The organism is Photobacterium galatheae (assembly GCF_000695255.1).
Taxonomy (GTDB): Bacteria; Pseudomonadota; Gammaproteobacteria; order Enterobacterales; family Vibrionaceae; genus Photobacterium; species Photobacterium galatheae.
The window spans coordinates 208,316-230,655 of record NZ_JMIB01000004.1 but is presented as its reverse complement, the minus strand read 5'-3'; the positions used below and the strand labels follow the sequence as shown (position 1 = coordinate 230,655).

The window sequence follows — 22,340 nt, the reverse complement described above, 5'->3', positions numbered from 1 at the left end:
ATCAGTACTTTAAAACAGAGTCAGATGCTTATCTATTACATATTTTTTCAATATGAGCCGAAATGAATCGTGCATCCTACATGAATCAAACAGCATGCTTGATATGTATCAGCTCTATGAAGAAAGAGTCAACATCCCTCGGTTTCTACCCATCGCAGAAACAAGCTTTGGGAATGTCGTGGTGTTGGACTATGAAGGCACCCCAAAAGATAACCCACGGGTTGCTTTATGGTTTCATGAGTGCGATGAACATGGCGTGAACAGCCAACCGTTAGAGCACATCGCTGACGACATGGCTTCGTTTTTAGAGATGCTGACGGAAGACTGATTCTTAACTATTGAATCGGCATGGATGCCTATTTATTTCAATAATCTGTACAGGATAGAAGCGAAAAATGATGCGTCATATTGATTTTAAAAATAGCACTTCTTTTGAGCCACTCACGGAGGAACATCTGGAAGAAGCCGAAGAGTTTTTTGATGAATTTATGGACAGCGTTCGTTTTCCACCTGCTCTTATCGAGCAATTAAAGAGAAACAATGGTGGTGAGCCTGTTCAGAGGCACTTTAAAACTCAAACCAACGAATACCCAATAAGGTTATTTTATAACCTAAGCGATAACGAAACCATCATTGCACATGAGTCAAATGGTATTTTTGATAAGTGGCATTTTTTAAAAAACAGATTTAATAATCCACTCTTAGTCCCCATTGCAGATACAACGATTGGGGATATTATCATGTTGGATTATAACGGCACACCCAGAGATAACCCTCGTGTGGCACTTTGGTTCCATGAATGTGATGAAAAAGGTGAATTCAGCTACCCAATGGAGCACATTGCAGACAACATGGAAGCATTTCTCGAACTGCTGACAGAAGATTTTACGAGAAGCTAAGATGAGCACGATTGATTTTGTATCCGGAACTTCATGTGAACAGTTAACTTCAGAAGACTGGGAGAATATAGAAGAATACTTAGATGAAAGATTTGAAGGGAAGCGACTCCCAAACGCTCTCAATGAAATTTTAAATAAAAATAATGGCGGCATGCCTGTACAACGTTGTTTTGAAACTCATAACAACAAACACCCAATTAAAATATTCTATGATCTCAGTGAGGATGGAACGATTATCCTTCACGAATCTACAAATATGTTCGATATGTATCTTTTTTATAAAGAACGCTTTAATAACCTTCACTTAATGCCCATCGCAGAAACAAGTTTTGGGGATGTCGTGGTGTTGGACTATGAAGGCACCCCAAAAGATAACCCGCGGGTTGCTTTATGGTTTCATGAGTGCGATGAACATGGCATGAACAGCCAACCGTTAGAGCACATCGCTGACGACATGGCATCGTTTTTAGACATGCTAACGGAAGACTGATTTTTTCAATCGTTATACAAATGAGGAATATGATGAGAATGATTTATTTTGAAATGGGCTCTTCACGGGAGTCATTAACACCATTCCATTTTGAAGACATCGCAGAGTATATGGATGAAGAGTTTCACGGTTATTCTCTTCCTCATCTTCTCATTGAACTTCTAAAAAGAAACAATGGCGGAGAACCAATACAACGTTACTTTAAGACTCAAACGAATAAGTATCCAATCAAGATTTTTTATGATGTCAGTGGGAAGGGATCAATTCTTCTTCATGAGTCAACAAACATCTTTGAAAACCACATTTTCTACAAAGATAGATTCAATAGTCCATATTTATTACCCATCGCAGAAACAAGCTTTGGTGATGTCGTGGTATTGGACTATGAAGGCACCCCAAATGATAACCCGCGGGTTGCACTATGGTTTCATGAGTGCGATGAACATGGCGTGAACAGCCAACCGTTAGAGCACATCGCTGATGACATGGCTTCGTTTTTAGCCATGCTGACGGAAGACTGATGTTAGATTGAATACGTTTGGCTCAGATAAAGCCAAACAGGCACCAGAATGAGATAAGCACCTTCCCTGCCGTTGTACACGCTAACTGGATTTTCGCTTGCGCGGTACTTTATCACGTTACCAGCGTTGTGCCCCGCTCCATAAAACGCAATGGCGTTTTCCCCGTTTGCTGCTTAAAAAAAGCAATGAAAGCGCTGTCAGATGAAAACTCAAGCCAGACGCTCACATCAGCGACCAGCATTCCGGAAGACAGCAATTCAATCGCTTTGAGCAAACGCCATTGCTGTCGCCAATCCTGATAAGACATACCGGTATCAGCTTTGAAGATCCGTGTGACAGTTTTCGGACTGAGCCCAACGGATTCAGCCAGGGAGCTGGCCGATGGCGCTAAAAAAGTATCCTGCATTATTTGCGTGCGAAACAGATTCAACCGGGCATCCACAGGTACGGGAAGCTGATAATCATGGCGCTTTGCGAGATAAAACTCTTCCCAAAACAAGGCGGTTGTCTTCACCATCTCTGCTTCTGGTTTGTCCCAGGGCCAGAAAGCCATTCGATTCATCAGCGCCTTTAAGAGGTCATTCACCTCAATCATGGTGATCTCTTCAGGGCCGTCGTAAACCGTGCCATCAAAATATAAAGAACGATAAGCGACAACATTGGTCATCACCGCCCGGTGCGCCGTTTGCGGGGGAATCCAGACTGCTTTCGTCGGCGGTAAAATACAAATGGCATGCTCCAGAGCAAAGGTCATACATCCTTGCGGCGCATAGAGGATCTGGCCTTTCCGGTGCTGATGTACGCCCGAATCATGCTGACCGACATCCGCAGCAATCCCAATCACGCTCGCTGTAAATTTATCCGCGTCAAACGCTGTTTTTTGATCAATAACTGCCATTTGTCCGAATCTTAATGTTTTATGTCTGAATGTCGTTTATGCGCATTAAAAACGCCAGTATACACTGCGGGCCAGATTCATTCATGAGGAGGATGAAACATGAAAGTGAAACCATCTTTATGGCTGATGGTTGTCATGCTGATGTTTCCGCAGATTGTCGAGACCATCTATAGCCCGGCTTTAGGTTCCATTTCACAGTCGTTCGCAGTCTCTGACACGCAGGCAGCACAAACATTATCAATCTACTTTTCGGCTTTCGCCATTGGGGTTGCTGCATGGGGCGTACTTGCTGACTTCTGGGGCAGACGGCCAGCGATGCTCTTAGGCCTGTTGATCTATAGCTGCGCAGCTTTTGTGGCCATGCAGACAGAAAGCTTTACCGTATTGATGATTGCCCGTGCCTTCAGCGCCTTCGGGATCGCGGTTGGCTCGGTGGTCACACAAACCATGCTGCGCGACGCGTTTGATGGTGAAGCACTTGGCAAAGTCTTCAGTCTCATGGGGCTGGGGATCGCCATCAGTCCGGTGATCGGTATGTTTTGCGGAGGCCAGCTATCACAAGCCGGCGGCCACCAGTTTGTGTTCTTCGCTTTATTTGCCATGGCGATTGGCTTATTGATTTACAACTTCTTTCTACTGCCTGAAACACAAACAGAAAAACAACCGTTAAAACTCGGTGCACTCAGTGCTCGCATGCTGAAAGATGTGCAAATCTGGCAGTCCGCACTGTTAGTGGCCTTTTACAATATCGCTCTGTTTGCTTATTACCAACTGGGAGGATTCCATGTCGCTGCACTTGGGTTCACCTCAGAGCAATTTGGCTACAGTGGTCTTGTACTTGGCATTGGCTCACTGCTGGGCAGCTTTCTCAACAAAGGCTTACTGACAAAAAATGTGTCTCAACACTTATTGTTAAAAGGTGCCGGGATGATGTTCACTCTGGGGGCTGTGGGCGTTTACACCATGCTGGACTCGATTTGGTTTCTCATACCAATCATGATAATCGTAACGGCTTACGGCATAGCGATCCCCAATATACTCAGCATGGCATTGAGCAACTACAGGCAACAAGCAGGCAGTGCCGCTGCCCTGTTCGGGCTCATGTATTACCTGTTCATTGGCAGTGGTTTGGGCCTGGCAGGTATCATTCAGCATTTAGGCACTGTGCTGATTGCCTGTGGTGTCGGCGCAATGATCGTGACATACACACTATCGTCACGCGTCGCAGCCGCATAGAAAGTAACAGAAAAACACAGAAATCAGTCCCAAGGACTCCTGCTTTGCTACAGGAGTCTCTATATCACCCTGTCGCCCTACTAATTCAACCTTCATTCAGCGAATGCGAACCGCTAACAGATCAATACCTTTCTCTGCTGAAATGCTGTTGAGATATCGTTCCATTCAAATCGGTTTTGGAAACATGCCCGAGCATTTTCTGCGTTGTTTGCCTCTATCAGCACCGGTGCTAACACAAACCCCTGCCTGAATAAACTCATGATGATCGCTGATGCGTTTTCCGCATTGAACGCTTCAAAAACCAGTACATCCTCTTTCACCAGTACACAATATTTCATAGGAAACCCACTCATCAATATTCGATATCAGAATTATCTACGTTTATGCTATAGTGCATAGTGATTTTATTTTTATGGCGATAACTGAAAGTTATGAAGGTTAATCCGAAATATTTACACTCAATTGAAACGCTTGCCAGAGTGAAAAACTTCAGGGTTGCATCTCAAATACTTTGCATTTCACAACCTGCACTCTCAAAGCAAATTAAAAACTTTGAAGACGCCTATGGCATTGAAGTTTTTGTCAGAGATAGCCATGGTGTCACCCTATCTGATGCAGGAAAACTTATCATTGATGAAATCACAGCATTAAATCGACACATCAAAAAGACAGATGCGCTAATCTCCAGTATTTCACAAAGTAACCTGACACCTTTATCGATTGGGTTTGGTAAATCAAGCAATGATTTCCTTCCCCTTTTTATTCGTGACTTCCAAAAAACGCATCAGCATATTTCTATTGCTTTAGCAGATATCTGCTCCCAAGAGCAAGAAGAGCAATTACTTTCCGGATCACTGGATATTGGTTTTATGCGAAAGCCAGCCTCAACAACGCTCCAGAGCCTTCAGGTTTCACAGGATGAGTTTGTATTGGCTGTCTCTAAAGATCAATTCAGTCAAATGGATGTTGATTTTTACTTAAAAAAATTCAATTTATTCATGATGGGTGAACACAGTAAATCCATGATGAATACAAAAATCATGGCATTACTGGAAAACAGACCGCATCACATTACAAACATATCAACAGATATGCAAACCATGATTACATTAATCTTATCTAATACTGGTGTTGCGATCTTACCGAAGAAATCCATTCTTGGGCTCTATGACAAAATCGCCTTAATTCCCTTTCCAGAAGAGACAAGCTGGGATATTCATATGGCATGGAATCCAGACAGAATATCCCAGTCTGTTGCTTTATTCATTGATCATGTCAAATCAGAAATATCAAAGACTATTTCATGAGCAGACCTATTCCCAAAAACTATGCTTTCTTAGAAGGAGAATCATCTCCTCTCCACTTGGCGACAATTATCCCTGCTCAAAGTGTCCTTTTAATTGCCCCGAGGAAATCTCCCCTCGAAATAAACCTTGATAACCATTTTTCTCATTCACATGGAAGGTGATTTCATTGCGATTCACATTTGCTTCAGACACAACAGGTATCCTTGGCTGACCTTCACTGGCTTGAAAGGTTACAAAATACTTCCCCGAATAAGATTCTGAAATCGTGACTTCTATTCCGAGAATGTCCCCAGATTCATCATGAACATTCAGACTGGAATAGATGCCCGTGATACTGGTGCCCGATGCAATAGAGGAACCAGCCAGCAATAATTGCATCAGGCTCATCAGAACGTATTTGAATAATCTATTTCTCAAAAATGACCCACTTATCAATAAAATTTGTCATGAACGCATCATACATTCCAATCTACCCCATAGCCAAGAGCGAACCAGAGAAGTGTTCATCCACCTTTGGGTATAATTACCGTATTCGGTATTCTCTCTGCCCCTGACTTTTTGATGTCTGCTTACTCAGAATATTCAATGCCTCACACAAAATCCTGATGTTATCGACCCGCGGTTCTGCGGGCATTGCCGTGATTGCCTTAGCATCTACCACACACCTGTTGAGTTTCGCTTTGTGTTACCTGACATTTTTCCTGTTCACGGTAATAACTCAGAAAGTGTATTGCTACACGAATATACACAAACGAATGTTCGTTCCACCATGCTCTCCATCAGCCCATTCATGGCCACCTGTGGCGGTGTGATTGCATCACTGTTTTTCGGTTTTCTGTCAGAACATTGGCTTCTTCAGTGTTGAGCGAAAAGGTGAAAACTAGTTCAGACATGCTTTTTGCTCTCTTTTGGTGAAGCCCAGACTGAAAATGACAATACCCATCATGGCGACCCAATAAGTCCAGCTGTGACTATGACCGGCCCCAACCGCCAAGGCTGCGGCAAGCCCTGCCATTGATTGCTGCAAGAAACCACATAAAGCAATACTGTGTGCACCACTGTGAGAAGAACTGCTTGCAGCCAATGACATACTGTTCGGAAAAATCACAGCTTGACCAAAAATGATGAGCAGATACAAAATGAGGTAACTACCGATAAGAATCTGCCTTTGAAGTGATTCACTGAACAACCAGATCGTCAGCATCAATAAGGCACCCATCAGAATAATATATGCCCCTCGATACATCAGCTGTTGGCTGCCTACTTGAGTAACAGTGCGTTTGACATACAGCGATCCCAAAAAATAAGTCATGCCAATCGCAAGGCCAAAGAAACCAAACATTTGACCAGACAGTTGCAGGTCGTGATCGAATATAAATGGACTCACTTCCTGTAATATCACAATCGTGGCAAAACCAAGTCCCCCTTGCATGCAAGGGATGAGAAAGCCTCTGTCCTTCACGATCTGCACGTAACTCGCTCTGGATTTTGGCGTGAGTTGGCCACTTTGAACCGGACCTTGAAGTTGTAACCGAGTCATCGCGAATAAAGAAATGACAGCAATGGATGCCAACAATAAAAAACCAATGCGCCAATCACTGTACTGGGTGAGCAATGAACCAATAAATTGGCCGATGCCCAATGCTGCGATGAATGCCATTGATAACAGAGACAGCTTTTGCGTGAGCGCATCGCCATTCCAGTAATCTCTAACGATAATCCGGGCGATGATCGCAGCGCCGCCCGCTCCAATTCCCTGGATCACCCTCGCGATCAGTAAGCTTTCGAGAGACTGGGTAAAATAAAGGGCGAGACTTGCTGTCATGAACACAAGCAAGGCCATTGCCAGTGAGCATTTTCGGCCATATTTTTCTGCAGCATGCCCCCAGTAAATCACAGGCAAGGCTGCACCGATCACAAAGAATGAAATTGACAACTCAGCGTGATGGCGGCTGATGGCAAGCTCACTCGCAACTTGTGGTAAAGCCGGTAAATACAAGGTAGTGGCCATTTGTGCCATTAATACTAATGTACAAGAGAGAATTATAACGAATCGGTTACTTTGGCTAAGCATTTTATGCCCCATATTGTTGCTGTCGCTGATTAAGCCCAAGAGATGAGCAAGAAGCGATGTGAATGAAACGCTGTTGGCTGGGAAGCGTTTTAAAAACTCCATGACCTAAATGTTCACTGACTCTCGAAACAAACTCATTATTGTTGGTCACATCCCAAAGAACATCGGTGATGTCGAATGACTGTTTATATGCACATATTCATTCAAAGCCTTTTTTGTTATTTTATCGACTGGTATTCAGGCGAAACATCAGAAAGTAATTGATATAATTATCACCCAAATGATTGTTCGTTTCATATTTTTGTGAATTTATGCTAGCCTGACAAACGATAATTTCTTAATCATGGTTAAGGTCATCTTCATTGAAACGCCAGAATCTTCCTTTACAAGGATTACTTTATTTTTATAAATCAGCCTCTTTAGGAAGCTTTAAATCTGCCGCTCAAGAATTATTTGTATCGCCCGCTGCTGTCAGTCAACAGATCAGGCAACTCGAAGCAAGCCTTGATACTTGCTTGTTTCATCGGAACCATCGACAAATAGAGCTGACACCTAGCGGAGAGAACCTTTACAGAGAAGTGAAGCTAGGGTTTAGCCATCTGCAAGCTGGCGTTGATGGATTGACTGATGATAAACACCCAAACAAGCTCGCAATATCAGCTCCAAGCTCTTTCGCTCACCATTGGCTCATTCCAAGATTACAAGGATTTAGAGAGCAGTTTCCCGAGATCAGTATATTAATTGAACCATCCAATCGTCTCGCACTACCCAGTGATCAAAGTATCGATTTGTGCGTGAGATTTGGCCAGGGTCAGTATCAAGGGATGTATAGTGAATGGTTAATGAAAGATATCATCTATCCGGTCTGCCACCCCTACTATCAAGAACAGCATGGCATTTATAGCATCGATGATTTACATAAAGGAGCCTTAATTGAGGATGTATGGACGGATATGAGCTGGGACGATTGGTTCAAACACAATGGCAGGAAATCGATCAAACCCTCACTTCTATTTGACGGTTCTCTATTTGTCGTGGAAAGTGCTTTGGCGATGCAAGGGATTGGATTAATCAAACATAGTTTAGCGCATCGATATATACATCATGGAACACTCGTTCGTATTGGTGAGCAAGCCATTGAAGCGGAATCTTCTTATTTTATCTGTTTACCAGAAAAGAACCTAAAGCGACCTAAAGTCAAGTGCTTCATTCAGTGGTTGAAAGAACAAGTTAATGATTATAGCACTTCATAGATAAGTGAGTTACTTCTGCGTATCCGCCACGACTGTATGGGTGAATACCGAATTTCCACCGTTTCCCAGCTTCTCCTTTTTAGTTTTGTTGCAATTTCTCTATTTCTAACGCTTCACACGTATTGGGATCAGCTTTGGGATCGAGAGCTTCAATACCAAAAGCCGAGCGTCGGCTTGCAGAATTGAGTACCCGCGCCCGAATCTCTTCGAAAGAGGCTTCTTTTTGTATTGATGGATGAAGAGAATAGTACCTACACTTAAGTTGATTGACCGACTTGGAATCTTTGATGGGATCTTTCTTTGGTTGAATCTCAATAAGAAGGGAGAGGAGTTCTTCATAATCATCTTTAGTAATCTTTCGATCATAGTAGATGAGTGATCGAGCAATCTTGACTAAGGCATCTCTTACACCATCATTGTTATTATCAATACCTTCGATGTACTTCTTGTCTAAATCATAGTCATAATCCGAATGAACACCCAGCATTTTATTGAGCTCTAAATCGCGAACTTCAAAGGCTGCCAATTCTCTGTCTGAAGTTGTTTGAAAACTATTGGTTGAAGTAAACGCATGACAACTCGTCGACGATAAAAGCATAAGCGCTGCAATTATTTTTAATTTCATCATCTAAACCCTCTTAAATCCAATCATTTGAAGATGCCGATTTCAGCAGCTAAAAATCGTTCAGTTGAAGCTCTCACTTAGCGTTCACCTTAAATCACTTTGTGCTGCTACTCATGGTTAACCAAAGAGTTCAACTGAAATTTATCACCCAGAGAAAACTCGACAACTACGAACTGTGGGCTAGTTATAGTCACTCGCTAAACGATCACCAAGGCTCACTTGCTGCCAGTTCATCTCCACACAAAATAGTACTGAAATATTATACTTTCAATCAAATTCGAATCTCTTTAAACCGCAGGTAAAACACCCTTCTTTGTTAATTTATCCCACTGATGATGAATACTCTCAGCATTGCATTACTTATCATCTCATATCAAGTGAAAGTAACTTTCATTATTTTTTGAATATGTAATTTAAAAATAAAAAATGATACTCGCATACTTTTAAAGGCGTTTAAATTAAATTTTGACAAAAATATCAAAGTTAAATAGAGAGGAACCTTCAAATTTTATCGCGCTTTCTGGTCATTGTTCCTTTTGAAATTGTAGAACTTCAATTATAAGCAATGAACTTAGCGAAGTTCTCTTTTATATCAAACCGCACTGTTTCTACCAGACTATTACGTCATTTGTTACTTAGTTTTTTCGTCGAATAAGATTAGCTGGGCAAATTCGTATTGGCAGAATGAACGAATCTCTGCTCTAACAAACTTGTAGGACAAACCTGAACTGAAACAAACAACTCAATCAACATGCAAAAAGTGGCCTTCTCGACAGAAATACCATTGATTGACGCCTTAAATGACGATGTCAGCTTACGCTGCAAGTTATGGCAAGAATTTGGGAAATTATGCAGGCTTATGGTGCAAACTACAGACATGTTTGTCAACTTCACCATAAGGTGACATAACCTTCCCTTCGCTTAACATCTTCTCCAGAGTGTGGAAGATTTTTTCTTTCATATCGTCACTACGACGAAATGATGTACATAGCTGTAGAAATAGTCAGCAAAGTTAGCCCTTGTCTCATTTATACTATTCAATTTATAACCCAAACAAAGATCAATGTAGTACATTTCTACTTTTTTTTTTGCTAAGTATTTGATAACTCTTTACTATGCTCCGCTTCATTATAACTAATTGAATGATGGAGAAATTCATGCAAAAACGTACAGTAATTACCGTTAGTTTAGGCTTAATTTTAACGGGTTGTGGTGGCGGTAGTGGTGGTTCATCGGATAATGGTGGCACGCCTGTATTGAATAAGACCATTACCGCTCTGGATGGTTACCTATACCAAGCTGATGTCTACAATGGTGAAAACTGTACCAACTACCTTGGCAAGACCAATGAGAATGGTCAGTTCACGGCGCAAAGTGCTTTAGATATTCAAGGTCCTATTTGTATCAAGGCTATCCCGGGGCAAACTCGCGACATGACGCGTGGTCCTATCACCAAAGCTTTCAACCTCACAGCGAATAACTCGTCTGTGGTTTCTCCTTTTACTGACTATATTGAGCTTGCCGTCAGTCATGGGATGTCTCGAGGAGAGGCTCTCGCCCAACTCAAGCAGCACATTAGCAGCTTAAATCCGTCAGAGTCCCTCTTGCTGGGTGATTATCTTAAGCAAACTGATGATATGGGCAAAGCACTACTTGTCTTGGGTGAGACGCTTGTCGACCACCAAGAATTGGATATTAAGCAGAAATCAGCATTGATTGAAGGCATGAGTACTTTGATGAGCGACTCGGTACTTGATGAAGCGATCGACTTTGATCCGACATTCATTCCAGTCGCTTCCATTGATGAAAGTGGTAGCGTCACCGTTTTTCCTGCTGATAACTACAAACCGGTTGTAACGGGACAAGTTGAACCTGTCACGACATTGTTAGATGATTTTTTTACACCTATTGACCTCACAGCACTATTTTCCGATAAAGATCAGGCATCACATACTTTACAGTATCAAGTGAGAATTAAGGGTGAGAAATATACCAATGGACTCAGTGTTAATGAACAAGGTGTCCTTGAAGGTAAGCCTACATTAACCGGAACATTCACCGTCTTTGTTTTCGCAAAAGACAACAAAGGCGCGACCTCATACCCGTTGACGTTTGAATGGCAAGTCCGTGACCCACAAAGGAACAACGCTCCTACTGTGGTTGAAAACAAACTAGATGCGATTCAATCGTTGTTGGACGCACAACAATTTTTTTCAGGTAAAGCGGTTAACTTCACAACGGATGTCGCTGGGCTCTTTGAAGACAAAGATCATGATAGCCTAAGCTATGCATTGCTGCCTCAATCTCTTGCTGAGGGTTTAGTCGTAGACCTAAACGGAACAACACTAAACATATCGGGCATGACCACAACACTTGGTCAGCAGCAGCTTCTTCTCATCGCGAATGATAGTGTTGCTGAGAGTGCGCCTTCAGAGCTACTTTTCAATATCGTCGAAGAAACGATCAACCCTGCACCTAGTGTTAATGAAAGAAAATACAATGAGCTTAATCTGTGGCTCACTGGATTAAGATTGCAAGCTAACGAAGCGGTCGAAAGTCAATTCAATATCGAATCACTCTTTGTCGATAATGACTTAAACACAATTACGTTAGCCGTTAACGAAGCTCAAGGCCTTACTGTTCGACTTGAGGACAATCTATTGTCCATTAATGGCACCCCTTCTCAAGCGGGTCAGTTCAGCGTAACTCTAACGGCTATAGATAAAGCAGGTAGCCAAACACCGCTAACCATTAGCAGCACTATGGAAGAAGCCATCAATCATCTACCTATACTTAACTCACAGCCCCATAAAGAGATCGCCAATGAAATGGCAAACTGGCATATCGAAGTCGGCCAAACGTACTCAAAGACCATTGATTTAACAGGATTATTTAGTGATTCAGAGCAGGATTTGCTTACGTATAAGGCAGTACTTAATGTCCAGGGAGTGAGAGTCGATATCGACGAACATCAGCAACTTCATTTTATCGGTACGCCAAGTCATGACAATTCAGTAGGTCAATACTCACTTGAAATCTCCGTCAATGATTCTCCCCTAGCAACCGAAAAATCACGCTGGGTTAGCACGCTCCTTCCATTTGAACTGCACGAGGCCACACAGCCACCACTGGATCTGAGCGATATCGGTCAGATTGATGTAAGTCCGATTACCGATGGTCGTATATTATATGGTGTCGTTCATACCACAGAGTATGAACAAGATGAAGATTGGGGTTATATCTACGTTCCACCAGGCATGACTTGTTCCTCTTTCAAATTCGAAAATGGGAAATACTATTACGGCTCTGCGCTGAATGGTTCAAAGACTTGCCCTACCGATCCGAGTCAAATTCTATTTTCTGAAATTGGAACCTACGAAATTATCGATCAGCAGTTAGTCATCAACTACCCTTACAATGATAAAGAAGGTCCAGAGGAAATATTTGTACTTCGTAAACTCGATAGTCACGATGGTAGCGTCATGCTCACACAAATCCAAACCGTGAATGTATGGGGTGAAGTCGTTCATAACACATCGACTCACTACGCGACGGCAGAACAAGCTAATGCACGTATGGACAAGCTGCCATTGAAATCAAACAAAATCTATATTGCCGATCCGGAAAATGAAGGTTACGTGGCAGGCATGATGACTGTAGAGAAAGAAGCACCTGGACAGGTTTCTTTCACGCTAGAGGGGAAATCAAGTTATCTAAGCTGTGATGTGATGACACATTATGATGGTTTTATGTTTATCGGAAGCACTGAACAAGCAAGGCCAACCAAACCAGAAAGTCAAAACTGCCAATCGACTAGCTCGGGTATCAAAATTACTATTGATTACCAAGAACCAGCGAACGGTGATCAGGTTTATTTCTACAATTATATGAAACAAGAATCTAAATCTGCGCTCTACCTTGAAAATTTAGGGGCAGTTGTACCTAACTAAAGTGATATTCAGGCCCGCTCAATGAGCGGGCTTTTTGCTATCTAAACAGCAGCCATATTTGTACTTTCAATAGGTAACTCAGTTATAAAACACCACCGTTTTCTGTTAACTCATGAGCAATTCTCCATGCCATCCTCTGTGACCTGCCCACTTTCTAATCCACCGTTAACTTAGTCATACTGACCCTGATTTGCTTCTCTGTCACCAGAATCAATGGAATACCTATCTCTTGCGCTTTGGCTTGCTTCGCTTTGAATTGAATGAAAAAATCCGAATGTTGTACTTTTGAATAGGGTTTGACTTCAAGCCATTTCACTTGGCCGCTTTCCGTTACCTCGAAATCTGGTGTATAAGAACAGTCTTTTTCGGCAAAGCGATAGCGGAATCCTTCAGGCTGAGCAATAAACGAGGTGACTTGAGGAGAGTACTCGAGATGAAAGCAGGTATCGAACTCAAGATACGACTCAACGGTCATCACTTGGTTCATCTTGGCACTGACGAACTTGAAAAGGTTCTTTACACGGGAGTGTTTGAGCTGACGACGATACATAATGTCTAGCCCGTTTTGTTGTTAAACTACAACAAAAATAGCTTATGCACGCTTATGGTGCCAATTATGTACGCTTTTAGGGAAATTATGCAGGCTTATGGTGAAAACTACACACGCTGTTGCTTTCACCATAAGCTGACATAAACACGCTCTATATATCAGAAGGTTATCGAACGATTTGCACCATAAGTTGACATAGAAATGAAGCATAAGATGACATAACCTTCCCTTCGCTTAACACCTGCTCCAGAGTGTGTAAGATTTTTTCTTTCGTATCGTCACTACGACGAAACTATGCCCGGGCTGTGGAAAATCTCAACACGGTTCTGGACAAAAATGAGTTAGAACTATTGCTCAAACCCATTTCTGTCAGATTAGGAAAGTATGTTGAGGCCATACTCGTTTGTTAGGTATCTTTATGCGACAACAAGACCTGCTCTTTGAAAATAGTTTTCAAAATCATACAAGCAGTTTGGTCCAGCATAATGCACTAGATGCGCAAACGCATACTGTTCACGACTAACATTTAATTCTGTTGCTGACTTAGGCAATGGAAGTGACGCTCGCCCACCGTCAACTGAAACAAGAAAATACTCTCGAACTTTTGAGCTTTCGAAATAGATAGAATGTATATCTCTAGTAACATTCGGATTTGGAAACTTTTCTGCCCACTGTTCACTAAATTTTTCGTATTCACCTTCAGGTTTTATTTGTAACCTAACATCTTGTTTAAAAACATAAATCCCCGTATTTGTATCGCATTGCCAGTCGTCGGCATTAGAATTAAGGACTAAAGAAGTTATTGAATCTACACTATAGCTTTGCATACTCTTTCCATAAGAACTAGATTTAATATGAAAGACTATTCTACACCGAAATGTAGGGTAAGTATTTGAGTTCATTCACGAAGCGACTGATACCTAACGCCTCAAACACCGGCTTGGTGAAGTTGGCGACTTTTTGGGGAACAAAAAAGGTGACTGCTTCACCAAGTCCGCGTGCTTTGACTTGTTAGGGCTGCTTCAGTCTATTGGCTACAATAGATGTGATTGCGGGAACTGCTATCTCGCCAACGAAATTGGGATTATGTGCTTGCCCGTATTGAAACTCACTGCCCTCTCTAGGCCAATCTATATTCTTTACTTCAACAACTTCAAATCCAATTTTTTCGAATACATATGTATCATAATCCTTTTTTGTTTCTGTAAATATTTCAGCTTCAGAGAACCCCGCAGCCAAAAAGCCTCGGTTTACTAAGTGAATGTAATCAACTGACTCTAAACACACGTCGGGAGAAACAATAATATCTTCAATTTTTTCACGATATAGTTTGGATTTTTTTACTTCATTTGGTTCTTCTTGGGTGTGCTTGAATATATCGACACCACAGCCACCAATAAACCAGCCAACGATAACTTGTGGTTTAAATTCGGCAATAACACCCTTATCTACTTCTGTTAAATCAAAAAAATCACATTGGTGAATTACCACGTTTTCATTTGTGATATTTCTGGCTTTTTCAATTAGCTGAGAATTACTATCTAAAGTCAAAACTTCCCGTTCGGCCGATAAATGACGGGTTCCATACCCAACACCACACCCAAATTCAAGAACCTTTCCTGCTGGTGTCATTCTTGACAGCTGGCCATAAATTTCATGGAATTCGAGAAACTCTGACTCATTATTCCAAAGGTTTGAATATTGCTCTGGATTACTTAGTTCTCTGGTCATTCTATTTCCTATGTATTGTTGAGCTTAACGCCCTAACGCAAAGTTCAGTTGCAAAATATATGGCACTATATTTTTTCAATTGAATGTCTTGTTATACGAATTATTTCACTATCGTCTAATCGTTCTTATTATTGCGTTCTATGTAGACACGTTCTGCTGCATTTAGCAGTTCCTCAAGTGCGGATACATGCCAAACTCGACCCAGATCTGATTGCGCATTAACTCGACCGGAGTATATACCTAGAAACTCCCAAGCTACCCTACCAGACAAGCTAGCACTAATACGGTTATCTTTTATTGTTCGATAACCCGATGTTCTAAATGCTATAACCGGAGAGCCTGATTGACCCTGCCTTGTTCGACAATCGATCAAGAACACAGGATCATCTTCAGAAATTAAACTAAGTTCTTGAGCTAGAAATCCTGTAGCCCAAACAGGTAGTGTTCCACTCGTCGACATTCCAAAAGGAAAACCTATGACACTAACAGGTTCCGCTGGACTAACTAGCATCCCAACTCGATCAAGGTCTAATTTGAGGTAGTATGGAATTTTAAGTACATCGCTACCCCAATTTAAGTTCAATGCAACGATATCCGCTTTTTCACCCAATGTAGGATGCTCAATCCAAAATGGACTACCATCCTCTCGATACAAGGGAATTTTGACCTTAATCCAATCACCAATATCCTCACCGGGACGGTGAAAGTGAATAACAATGTTGTCTGGTACACCTAAAGTTGAGCTTAGACACTCACCTGTTTGTTGGTGCCTACCAGTGACATTATGTCGATTAGTGACTAAAGCACAGTGAGATTCTCGAGTATTCGAAATCAAAGTTGCAGTGCCAGTACTTAACAATTGTTCGCCAAAGTACATTTCAATGAATAGGGACTTCAAAGATGGAAGTTCTATATTTAGAGGGTATACACCTTCTTGTTTTTGTTTGATTTCCATTTCCACGACCTACAGTCTCAATTATTCGTATAACAGTGTCTTTTAGCAGACATTGTCTATATAATATTTTTATAAAATACAGACGCCATAGCAGCAAAATACTGTTCTAGCTGTCTTTAGCTCCCTTACACTCACAAATTGCAGAACATGTCTGTATAGTCGCAAGTACTCAACCAGACTCATAATCTACCATTAAGAAAAGTAGGTCAAGGGCTGGTAGGAGAAAGCGGTCAAGAAGCAGTGACTAAACGATTTTGGGGCAAATCTGAGTTATATCAAACAGTACTCTACCCGCATTCAGCCTCTAAGCGATGCTGAAACTGCTGACTATCTCGCAAGAGGACAAGACAGCAAGCCGAATCCTTAACTCTGATACCCTAAAGAGCCGGTTGGCCGCCTAAACAGTTGCTAACAACCGTTAATTTTACTGACCACCTAAACACCCCAGCAATCGCTGGGGTGTCCGAGTGAACCCTGCCTTTTCGGCAGGTCTAGCTGTGCTTGTTGCGGATGCTTACTTCTTGGCCTTATCTCAACTGCCTATACGGCAGGTCACATGGCCAAGAGTTCATTGATCCGCGCGCCGGTTTTCTCAGCTGCCTACACGGCAGGTCACCGTTAAGTATAGGAAAGAATCTATGATTCAACAGGGAGTTATGCGTCATTCTTATCTTTAACCCTATTTTTTTTACCCATGCATCTAACCCTCTGATTTTATTAACCTGAAAACTCCTTAGAAAATTAGGGTACGCAAAGGTTTAAATCAGGAACAGTTCCTCTGTATTCTTTATTCGTCGCTAGGCCATAACGAGAGAACTGGCCTTCAGCCCTCGAAACATGTTCTTCCTTTTGGATATGGAGTAAATAGTGCTGCTGTGAGCTTTGGCTGCTCATGAGTACACGATGAAATGGCTCGATTTCTCGGTCGGTAATACTCAACTCTGGCTGGAATAATTCACCTCTTGATTCTGCTCTACGCATTGCTCTGGCAAGCCTTCTGCGCTTGTCCCCCGAAAAGCACTTAGCAATGTTCTGATTCCGTTTAAACCGGACTTCTGGCAGCTCCTGTGGCACTTTCAATATAGGAGATACTTCAAACAGACGATCAGTGCTCATCATCTGAAAATAGGGATGCTGACGAAAATAGTTCAGTGCCTTCGCATTATGAGAGACAAAAGCGATTGATTGCCCGACTGACTCTATATTCCATTGAGGAAAAGACACTCCGACCTCATCGTAAAAGACATGATCCTCCGCACTCAAAAAACCATGCAATACCTTGATGCAACGACCTGCCAGCAAACCAACATCAACGTCTCGTGGTAAATAACGGATCCAAAAATAGTGCCGCTCTCTCATCACTGGCCTCCTCGTTGAAAAAGACCCGCTTTACACAATACAGCCATCAGATAGTGAATATGTGGCGGGATTTCTCCACCGTTATCACGTACCTTCCGTAGTTGCCGGATAAATACAGCGGTTTGCGTCAATAATGTATAAAAGTCTTGCTTGTTCTTTGGGTGACGCCTTGCAATCAAATATTCCCGATCAGCACCATATTCATGAGTTCTTAACCGCTTATCCGCTTCAACATCCCACCAATCATCGATCATTTGCAAAGCAGCACCGACTTTCTCAGCATGAAAGCAAGCGGCCTGCCGACCATCCTCACACTGAACTGTCGCATATTGTTTGGATGACTCTCCCGGTTGATGCCCATCAATAAATTTTTGGCTTGGGTGAATCTCCTGGCAAAAACCCGTTTTTAATCTGGCTGTGATATCTGCAAACCAATATTGCCTGGGTTCAGATAATGCTACAGCCATTTCCGAGGCCAGACCTTCCAGCACAGCTTGCTCCTCTTCCGGCCATATCACAGTCCACCCCAAGTAACGGGCATCGGAAATGACATAGCGGTTTTCATTCGAAGTCAGCACCTCAACAAGCGTCCCTCTGGTATGACTATTTCGCCACAACCAGGTCCCCAAAAGAATGTTTTGACAGTAACGTCGGGCCAACTCGTGATAACCACCTGCTTGGGCGTAAGTGCATGCCAGTTTACTCAGATAGCGCCTGACTTTTTCATCTTCACAGCTTTCCGGCTGCATCGAGTTAGCTTCCACGCGAAGGGAAAAACGGCACTGTATTTCTGAAACATTAGGCGGGACATAACATGCGTCAATACACTGAGGGTTGCTGTAAGCCAGATCTTGCGGTGCTAAGTTTTTTAGTGTTTGGTTCTTGTCGTAGGCTTCACTGAAACCACTTTTCGCTGCGCGAATCCTGTTCGTCTCGACTTGTATTGGGATAAAGTCACGTTCTGGCGTTTGGTAGAAAAATACGGCTTTACCGGGTGACAACGAGCGCACATAGTTCAGATGGCGGCAAATTTGCATTTTGCTTCCCTCAAGGTGCTTTTTTCATAAGCATAGCGTCCATTGCGGTATCAAAGTGCCAAAATGCTGATTCAAAGAAAGCTTTCTTACCCGCGAGCCTGACATCAATGGGATTCATGCATCGAATAACACCAAGACAAGGCTCAGCATAGCAATGTAACGGCGATAGACTGTTCTTTCGCTCTCTCGGCTGCTCCAAGGGCAGAAATCCCATGCCTATCGGTCTCAAATCGGGTTCAGCCTTTAACCGAAATGCCAGCGCTTCAAATGATTCTGTGCCTTTATCTTCTGGGTATATCCAGCAACCACTTCTGGGTAAGCGAGACAAAACTCGAAATAATTCGGCCTTATCTCGGTAGATATTGAGCCAGTTCACCTGTTCATAGAGCGAAGGCGGATGCATTGTCCCACCGGCAAAACGTGACGGAAAAGCTGCCTGAAAACACATCAAATCTGGTAATTGTGTGGTATCCGTAAAGCGTATCTCCAGAACCAAATCCATCTCGAGATCGCCGTGCACCCCGTCAATAATTCCGGGACGTTGAACATTGGAGACTTTACTTCGGTGATGGAGCAGACTTGGCTCCGGCAACTTTTTCTCCGTCTGAATATGATATTGAGAAATGAACCATGCACCTTTTACCACCTTACAAGGTTGCTCCAGCATATCAGTCAGACGACGCTGATAGTGATGCATGAGTCCCCCCAAAGCCGTCAACGATGGTATACCGGCGACATAAGGATTCGACATCAGGGAAGCGTCATGAACTTTTAGTTGTCGGAAGTGGATAAACAGACTCTGAACGCCATCTTGGCTCATCCGCCCCTCCGGGCGTGCTAAGTAGCGTAACAACCAGCTCAGTTGATGCTTCAAAGGAGCCATCAGATTTGGATGATAAGCATACCTCGCAGCATACTTTGCTTTCTGTAACCCAAGGTGCAATTGAATATTTAATTCATTCAATACAGTCGGCAACTGTTCGATGGGAAGGTAGAGCAATTTTTCTTCGAGAGCATGAATGCTGCTGACGTCAGCCTGATTAGAATCGAGGCTATCTCGCAGTTCCATCATGGGCGCAAGCCAAAGCGCAAGTTGCTTACGAATATATCGTAAAGCGGATATTCGTAGTTGCCTTCGCTGCCTGAGGATGGGAGCAGGATGCTCACCTGCGATACAACTGAGGGCATTGATGAAACTACGACCTTTCAACACAGAATGGTCATAGACTGCTAACCCATTCTCTGCCCTGCGATCAAAAAAAGATTTTGCACCGGCACGCCTGACACGTGGCGGATAAAAAAGGATACGGGTATTCCCACCAACCGAGGCGACAAGACTGCCAACACTGGCTGGATGACTATGTTCAGTGAGCTTCGATTGAAACTGACGGTCATAAATCAATTGATGCAAGTAAGCCTGCACACTATGGCTAACAACAGGCGTTAAAGCACAGTAATCATCATGAATTGGGATTCGTATCTGCTTCGAGAATTCACTCACTTCCTCAGGCAGCCGATTCACCAATTGCACCTCTAATACTTGGCGCTTCAGTTCATTCAGTTGACCAGGTGCCACTCCAAGCGCCAGAAAAGCGTTTTTCCATACCTTGTCCAAATTCGCTAAGACATCGAGTAAAGTGTTGTTTTCCCCTCGCCAGATAAACTGAATCAAAAACAGTTTTGCCGGATTTACCTGAGCGCTGTTATGTGACCACCCGAGCTGGAATGGTAGATTTGCCCCAGTAATCACACCAGAGCAAAGCTCAGGTGACTGAACAAGAATTCGCTGTTTTGACACCCTTGCATCGGGATATTTCAGGTTATGCGTATGAAACCACTGAACCTCTTCAATACAGTGCTTGAGGTGGGTTTTATTCTGAAACAATGACTTTGCTAATGATACATCCCTCAAATCTTCGACCTGATCCCTGGGCAAAGTTAGATTCGCCGCGACTGTCAGGAGTTCCAGTTCACAGCCGGACACCTCAACATTTTCTGTAAACGCCACGAGCGCTTTTCTGAGTTGTTGATTTCTTTCAGCTATATCGCTGATTTTTATCAGTTCTGATAAGTGCATCGGCTTTACCATGAGGGCAAATACACAGTGTTTGTACTGTAGTCAGACGCTATACCAGCACGGCGAAGTTCAATAATCTGGCGGAGATAAAACACAGCATCATCAGATGACAGCTTTGAATGCAATTTCAATCGTTTAGAACACTGTAAGTAGCCTTCTTCATATAACCGATACACTTGCTCTGTCGACGATGACAATAGCGCTGAAGCCTCAAGAATCGATAACTGTAAATCAGCAATGTTATCTTCACCTTTTTTGGGGTTCGACCGAACTAACTGCTCCAGGTAATCAACAATGGTTTTCAGGACGAAATTTCGATGTAGATCGCTCGATGGCAGCTTTCTAGTCGCGGTCAGCAAATCGCCAAACACGTCTGAGAACTTGGTATGGTTATAGTTTTTGGTTAACTTCAGCGCTGCTCCTTGCACGATTTGATCAAGCTCCTCGACCATTGCAACTGGCCACCTTGAGAAGAAATCAACCGCCTCTGACAGCATGGATTCATCCATAACGTCACGCTTGGGTGACGATTTCTGTCGCCTTGAAAACCAGAGTAGCGCCCCTAACCAATGAGAAATTGAACTATCTCGATTGCCCTCATGATCACCACTTACAATCAGTTTTGATATCGCCACCAGGTCACAGCTCGCTTGCTTAGTCACAACTTTGCTTAACTCGAAGCCGCAAGCGCATAACGAAATTTGTTCACTCTCCTGATAGTTGAGCGGCTGTTGACACTCAGGACACTGATACAGCATTTTCACACCATGTAGATGACAGGCTTGATAAGGAATGAGGTGCCAGAACTGGCGAATATAGGTTTGCTCAGCCAAACATTGGGAGCACACAGGAACACATTGACTACTGAGAAAACACCGAGGAATGTGTAAGCCATCCCGAAAGACTGCAGCCAGACCTGGAGAAAACGTCACCGATGAATGCAATACCGCATGACCCATTAATGGCTTGATATCCCCCCCAAACAAGGAATCCAGAAGTTGTATTGCACGAACTCTGAATCCGCTTGAATGCTTCGCATGGTACAGGTTTATCTGGCTTAACTTACGCGGCAGTGCCCCAGCAGCCTGATGATCATTCTCGACTAACCACGCCCATAAAACACCGCTAAGCAACTGAAATGATTCAAAACCATTACATTCACAAACCCGTATTAGGAAGCTTTCCAGGGACTCGTCTGCATACTGTTTGTCTGGTGTAATCAGGAACATAGCCAACCCAAACTAAGGATAACTTAGTTTAGGTATAGCAGATGGTGGACGAAGGGGCTATCTTGGTTTTGGACATAAATCATTTAGAGCAAGTAGACTAAATACCATTCACTGCATTAGTTTATCTATCTCAACTAGACTACCAAGAC

General features: G+C 42.9%; 20 protein-coding genes. 8 read left to right on the top strand and 12 right to left on the bottom strand.

The features are described from left to right. Window positions 1-94: 94 nt before the first annotated feature. The 4 genes from EA58_RS02795 to EA58_RS02780 all read left to right on the top strand — a co-directional run bounded on the left by EA58_RS02795 (window position 95) and on the right by EA58_RS02780 (window position 1,910). Entirely contained in the window at window positions 95-328 is a 234-nt protein-coding gene (locus tag EA58_RS02795) for an SMI1/KNR4 family protein (RefSeq protein ID WP_036748691.1), read from the top strand. A 67-nt stretch (window positions 329-395) separates the two neighbouring features. Next, window positions 396-899 carry an SMI1/KNR4 family protein gene (locus EA58_RS02790; protein ID WP_036748689.1) on the top strand — a complete coding sequence of 168 codons (504 nt, stop codon included), beginning with the start codon at window positions 396-398 and terminating at the stop codon, window positions 897-899. A gap of 1 nt (window position 900) precedes the next feature. Then, on the top strand, window positions 901-1,389 hold the full coding sequence (locus tag EA58_RS02785; RefSeq protein WP_036748686.1) for an SMI1/KNR4 family protein: 489 nt from the start codon (window positions 901-903) through the stop codon (window positions 1,387-1,389). A gap of 29 nt (window positions 1,390-1,418) precedes the next feature. Continuing rightward, entirely contained in the window at window positions 1,419-1,910 is a 492-nt protein-coding gene (locus EA58_RS02780; RefSeq protein ID WP_161781014.1) for an SMI1/KNR4 family protein, read from the top strand. A 112-nt stretch (window positions 1,911-2,022) separates the two neighbouring features. On the opposite strand, the gene EA58_RS02775 is transcribed toward EA58_RS02780, so the two are convergent. Continuing rightward, window positions 2,023-2,808: an AraC family transcriptional regulator gene (locus tag EA58_RS02775; protein ID WP_036748682.1), complete on the bottom strand. Its 786-nt coding sequence runs from the start codon at window positions 2,806-2,808 to the stop codon at window positions 2,023-2,025. Window positions 2,809-2,907: 99 nt separating this feature from the next. On the opposite strand from EA58_RS02775, the gene EA58_RS02770 reads away from it, so the two are divergent. Both EA58_RS02770 and EA58_RS02760 read left to right on the top strand, forming a co-directional pair. Further along, a complete protein-coding gene (locus EA58_RS02770) occupies window positions 2,908-4,044 on the top strand; it encodes a multidrug effflux MFS transporter (RefSeq protein ID WP_036748680.1) in 1,137 nt (378 codons plus the stop codon). A 431-nt stretch (window positions 4,045-4,475) separates the two neighbouring features. Next, window positions 4,476-5,351, top strand: a complete 876-nt coding sequence (locus EA58_RS02760) for a LysR family transcriptional regulator (RefSeq protein WP_036748675.1) — start codon at window positions 4,476-4,478, stop codon at window positions 5,349-5,351. Window positions 5,352-5,417: 66 nt separating this feature from the next. Here EA58_RS02760 and EA58_RS02755 read toward each other — a convergent pair whose 3' ends face one another. Further along, a complete protein-coding gene (locus EA58_RS02755; RefSeq protein ID WP_152547916.1) occupies window positions 5,418-5,729 on the bottom strand; it encodes a hypothetical protein in 312 nt (103 codons plus the stop codon). Between the two features lie 502 nt (window positions 5,730-6,231). Continuing rightward, window positions 6,232-7,527, bottom strand: a complete 1,296-nt coding sequence (locus tag EA58_RS02750; protein ID WP_235199534.1) for an MFS transporter — start codon at window positions 7,525-7,527, stop codon at window positions 6,232-6,234. 260 nt (window positions 7,528-7,787) lie between these two features. Between EA58_RS02750 and EA58_RS02745 the strand changes: the two genes are divergently transcribed. Further along, entirely contained in the window at window positions 7,788-8,678 is an 891-nt protein-coding gene (locus tag EA58_RS02745; RefSeq protein ID WP_051641862.1) for a LysR substrate-binding domain-containing protein, read from the top strand. Between the two features lie 79 nt (window positions 8,679-8,757). Here the strand turns inward: EA58_RS02745 and EA58_RS20795 are convergent, their stop codons facing one another. Next, window positions 8,758-9,306, bottom strand: a complete 549-nt coding sequence (locus EA58_RS20795; protein ID WP_051641861.1) for a hypothetical protein — start codon at window positions 9,304-9,306, stop codon at window positions 8,758-8,760. A 1,154-nt stretch (window positions 9,307-10,460) separates the two neighbouring features. Between EA58_RS20795 and EA58_RS02740 the strand changes: the two genes are divergently transcribed. Further along, window positions 10,461-13,253, top strand: a complete 2,793-nt coding sequence (locus tag EA58_RS02740) for a hypothetical protein (RefSeq protein WP_036748671.1) — start codon at window positions 10,461-10,463, stop codon at window positions 13,251-13,253. 154 nt (window positions 13,254-13,407) lie between these two features. On the opposite strand, the gene EA58_RS02735 is transcribed toward EA58_RS02740, so the two are convergent. The 8 genes from EA58_RS02735 to EA58_RS21265 all read right to left on the bottom strand — a co-directional run bounded on the left by EA58_RS02735 (window position 13,408) and on the right by EA58_RS21265 (window position 22,191). Continuing rightward, window positions 13,408-13,803 (bottom strand): TnsA endonuclease N-terminal domain-containing protein, encoded by a 396-nt coding sequence (locus EA58_RS02735; protein ID WP_051641860.1) that lies wholly within the window; start codon window positions 13,801-13,803, stop codon window positions 13,408-13,410. 416 nt (window positions 13,804-14,219) lie between these two features. Then, the gene (locus tag EA58_RS02730; RefSeq protein WP_036748668.1) at window positions 14,220-14,630 is read right to left on the bottom strand and encodes a hypothetical protein; all 411 of its coding nucleotides are present in this window, start codon (window positions 14,628-14,630) and stop codon (window positions 14,220-14,222) included. 184 nt (window positions 14,631-14,814) lie between these two features. Further along, entirely contained in the window at window positions 14,815-15,534 is a 720-nt protein-coding gene (locus tag EA58_RS02725; protein WP_036748666.1) for a methyltransferase domain-containing protein, read from the bottom strand. A 115-nt stretch (window positions 15,535-15,649) separates the two neighbouring features. Beyond that, window positions 15,650-16,489, bottom strand: coding sequence for a trypsin-like serine peptidase (locus tag EA58_RS02720; RefSeq protein WP_051641859.1), 840 nt, complete (start codon window positions 16,487-16,489; stop codon window positions 15,650-15,652). 741 nt (window positions 16,490-17,230) lie between these two features. Further along, a complete protein-coding gene (gene cas6f, locus EA58_RS02715) occupies window positions 17,231-17,848 on the bottom strand; it encodes a type I-F CRISPR-associated endoribonuclease Cas6/Csy4 (RefSeq protein WP_036748664.1) in 618 nt (205 codons plus the stop codon). Continuing rightward, the gene (csy3, locus tag EA58_RS02710; protein ID WP_036748663.1) at window positions 17,848-18,885 is read right to left on the bottom strand and encodes a type I-F CRISPR-associated protein Csy3; all 1,038 of its coding nucleotides are present in this window, start codon (window positions 18,883-18,885) and stop codon (window positions 17,848-17,850) included. The genes cas6f and csy3 overlap by 1 nt, the downstream gene beginning before the upstream one ends. Before the next feature lie 10 nt (window positions 18,886-18,895). Then, entirely contained in the window at window positions 18,896-20,962 is a 2,067-nt protein-coding gene (locus EA58_RS02705) for a type I-F CRISPR-associated protein Csy1 (RefSeq protein ID WP_161781013.1), read from the bottom strand. A gap of 5 nt (window positions 20,963-20,967) precedes the next feature. Then, window positions 20,968-22,191 (bottom strand): TniQ family protein, encoded by a 1,224-nt coding sequence (locus EA58_RS21265; protein ID WP_081819532.1) that lies wholly within the window; start codon window positions 22,189-22,191, stop codon window positions 20,968-20,970. Window positions 22,192-22,340: the final 149 nt, after the last annotated feature.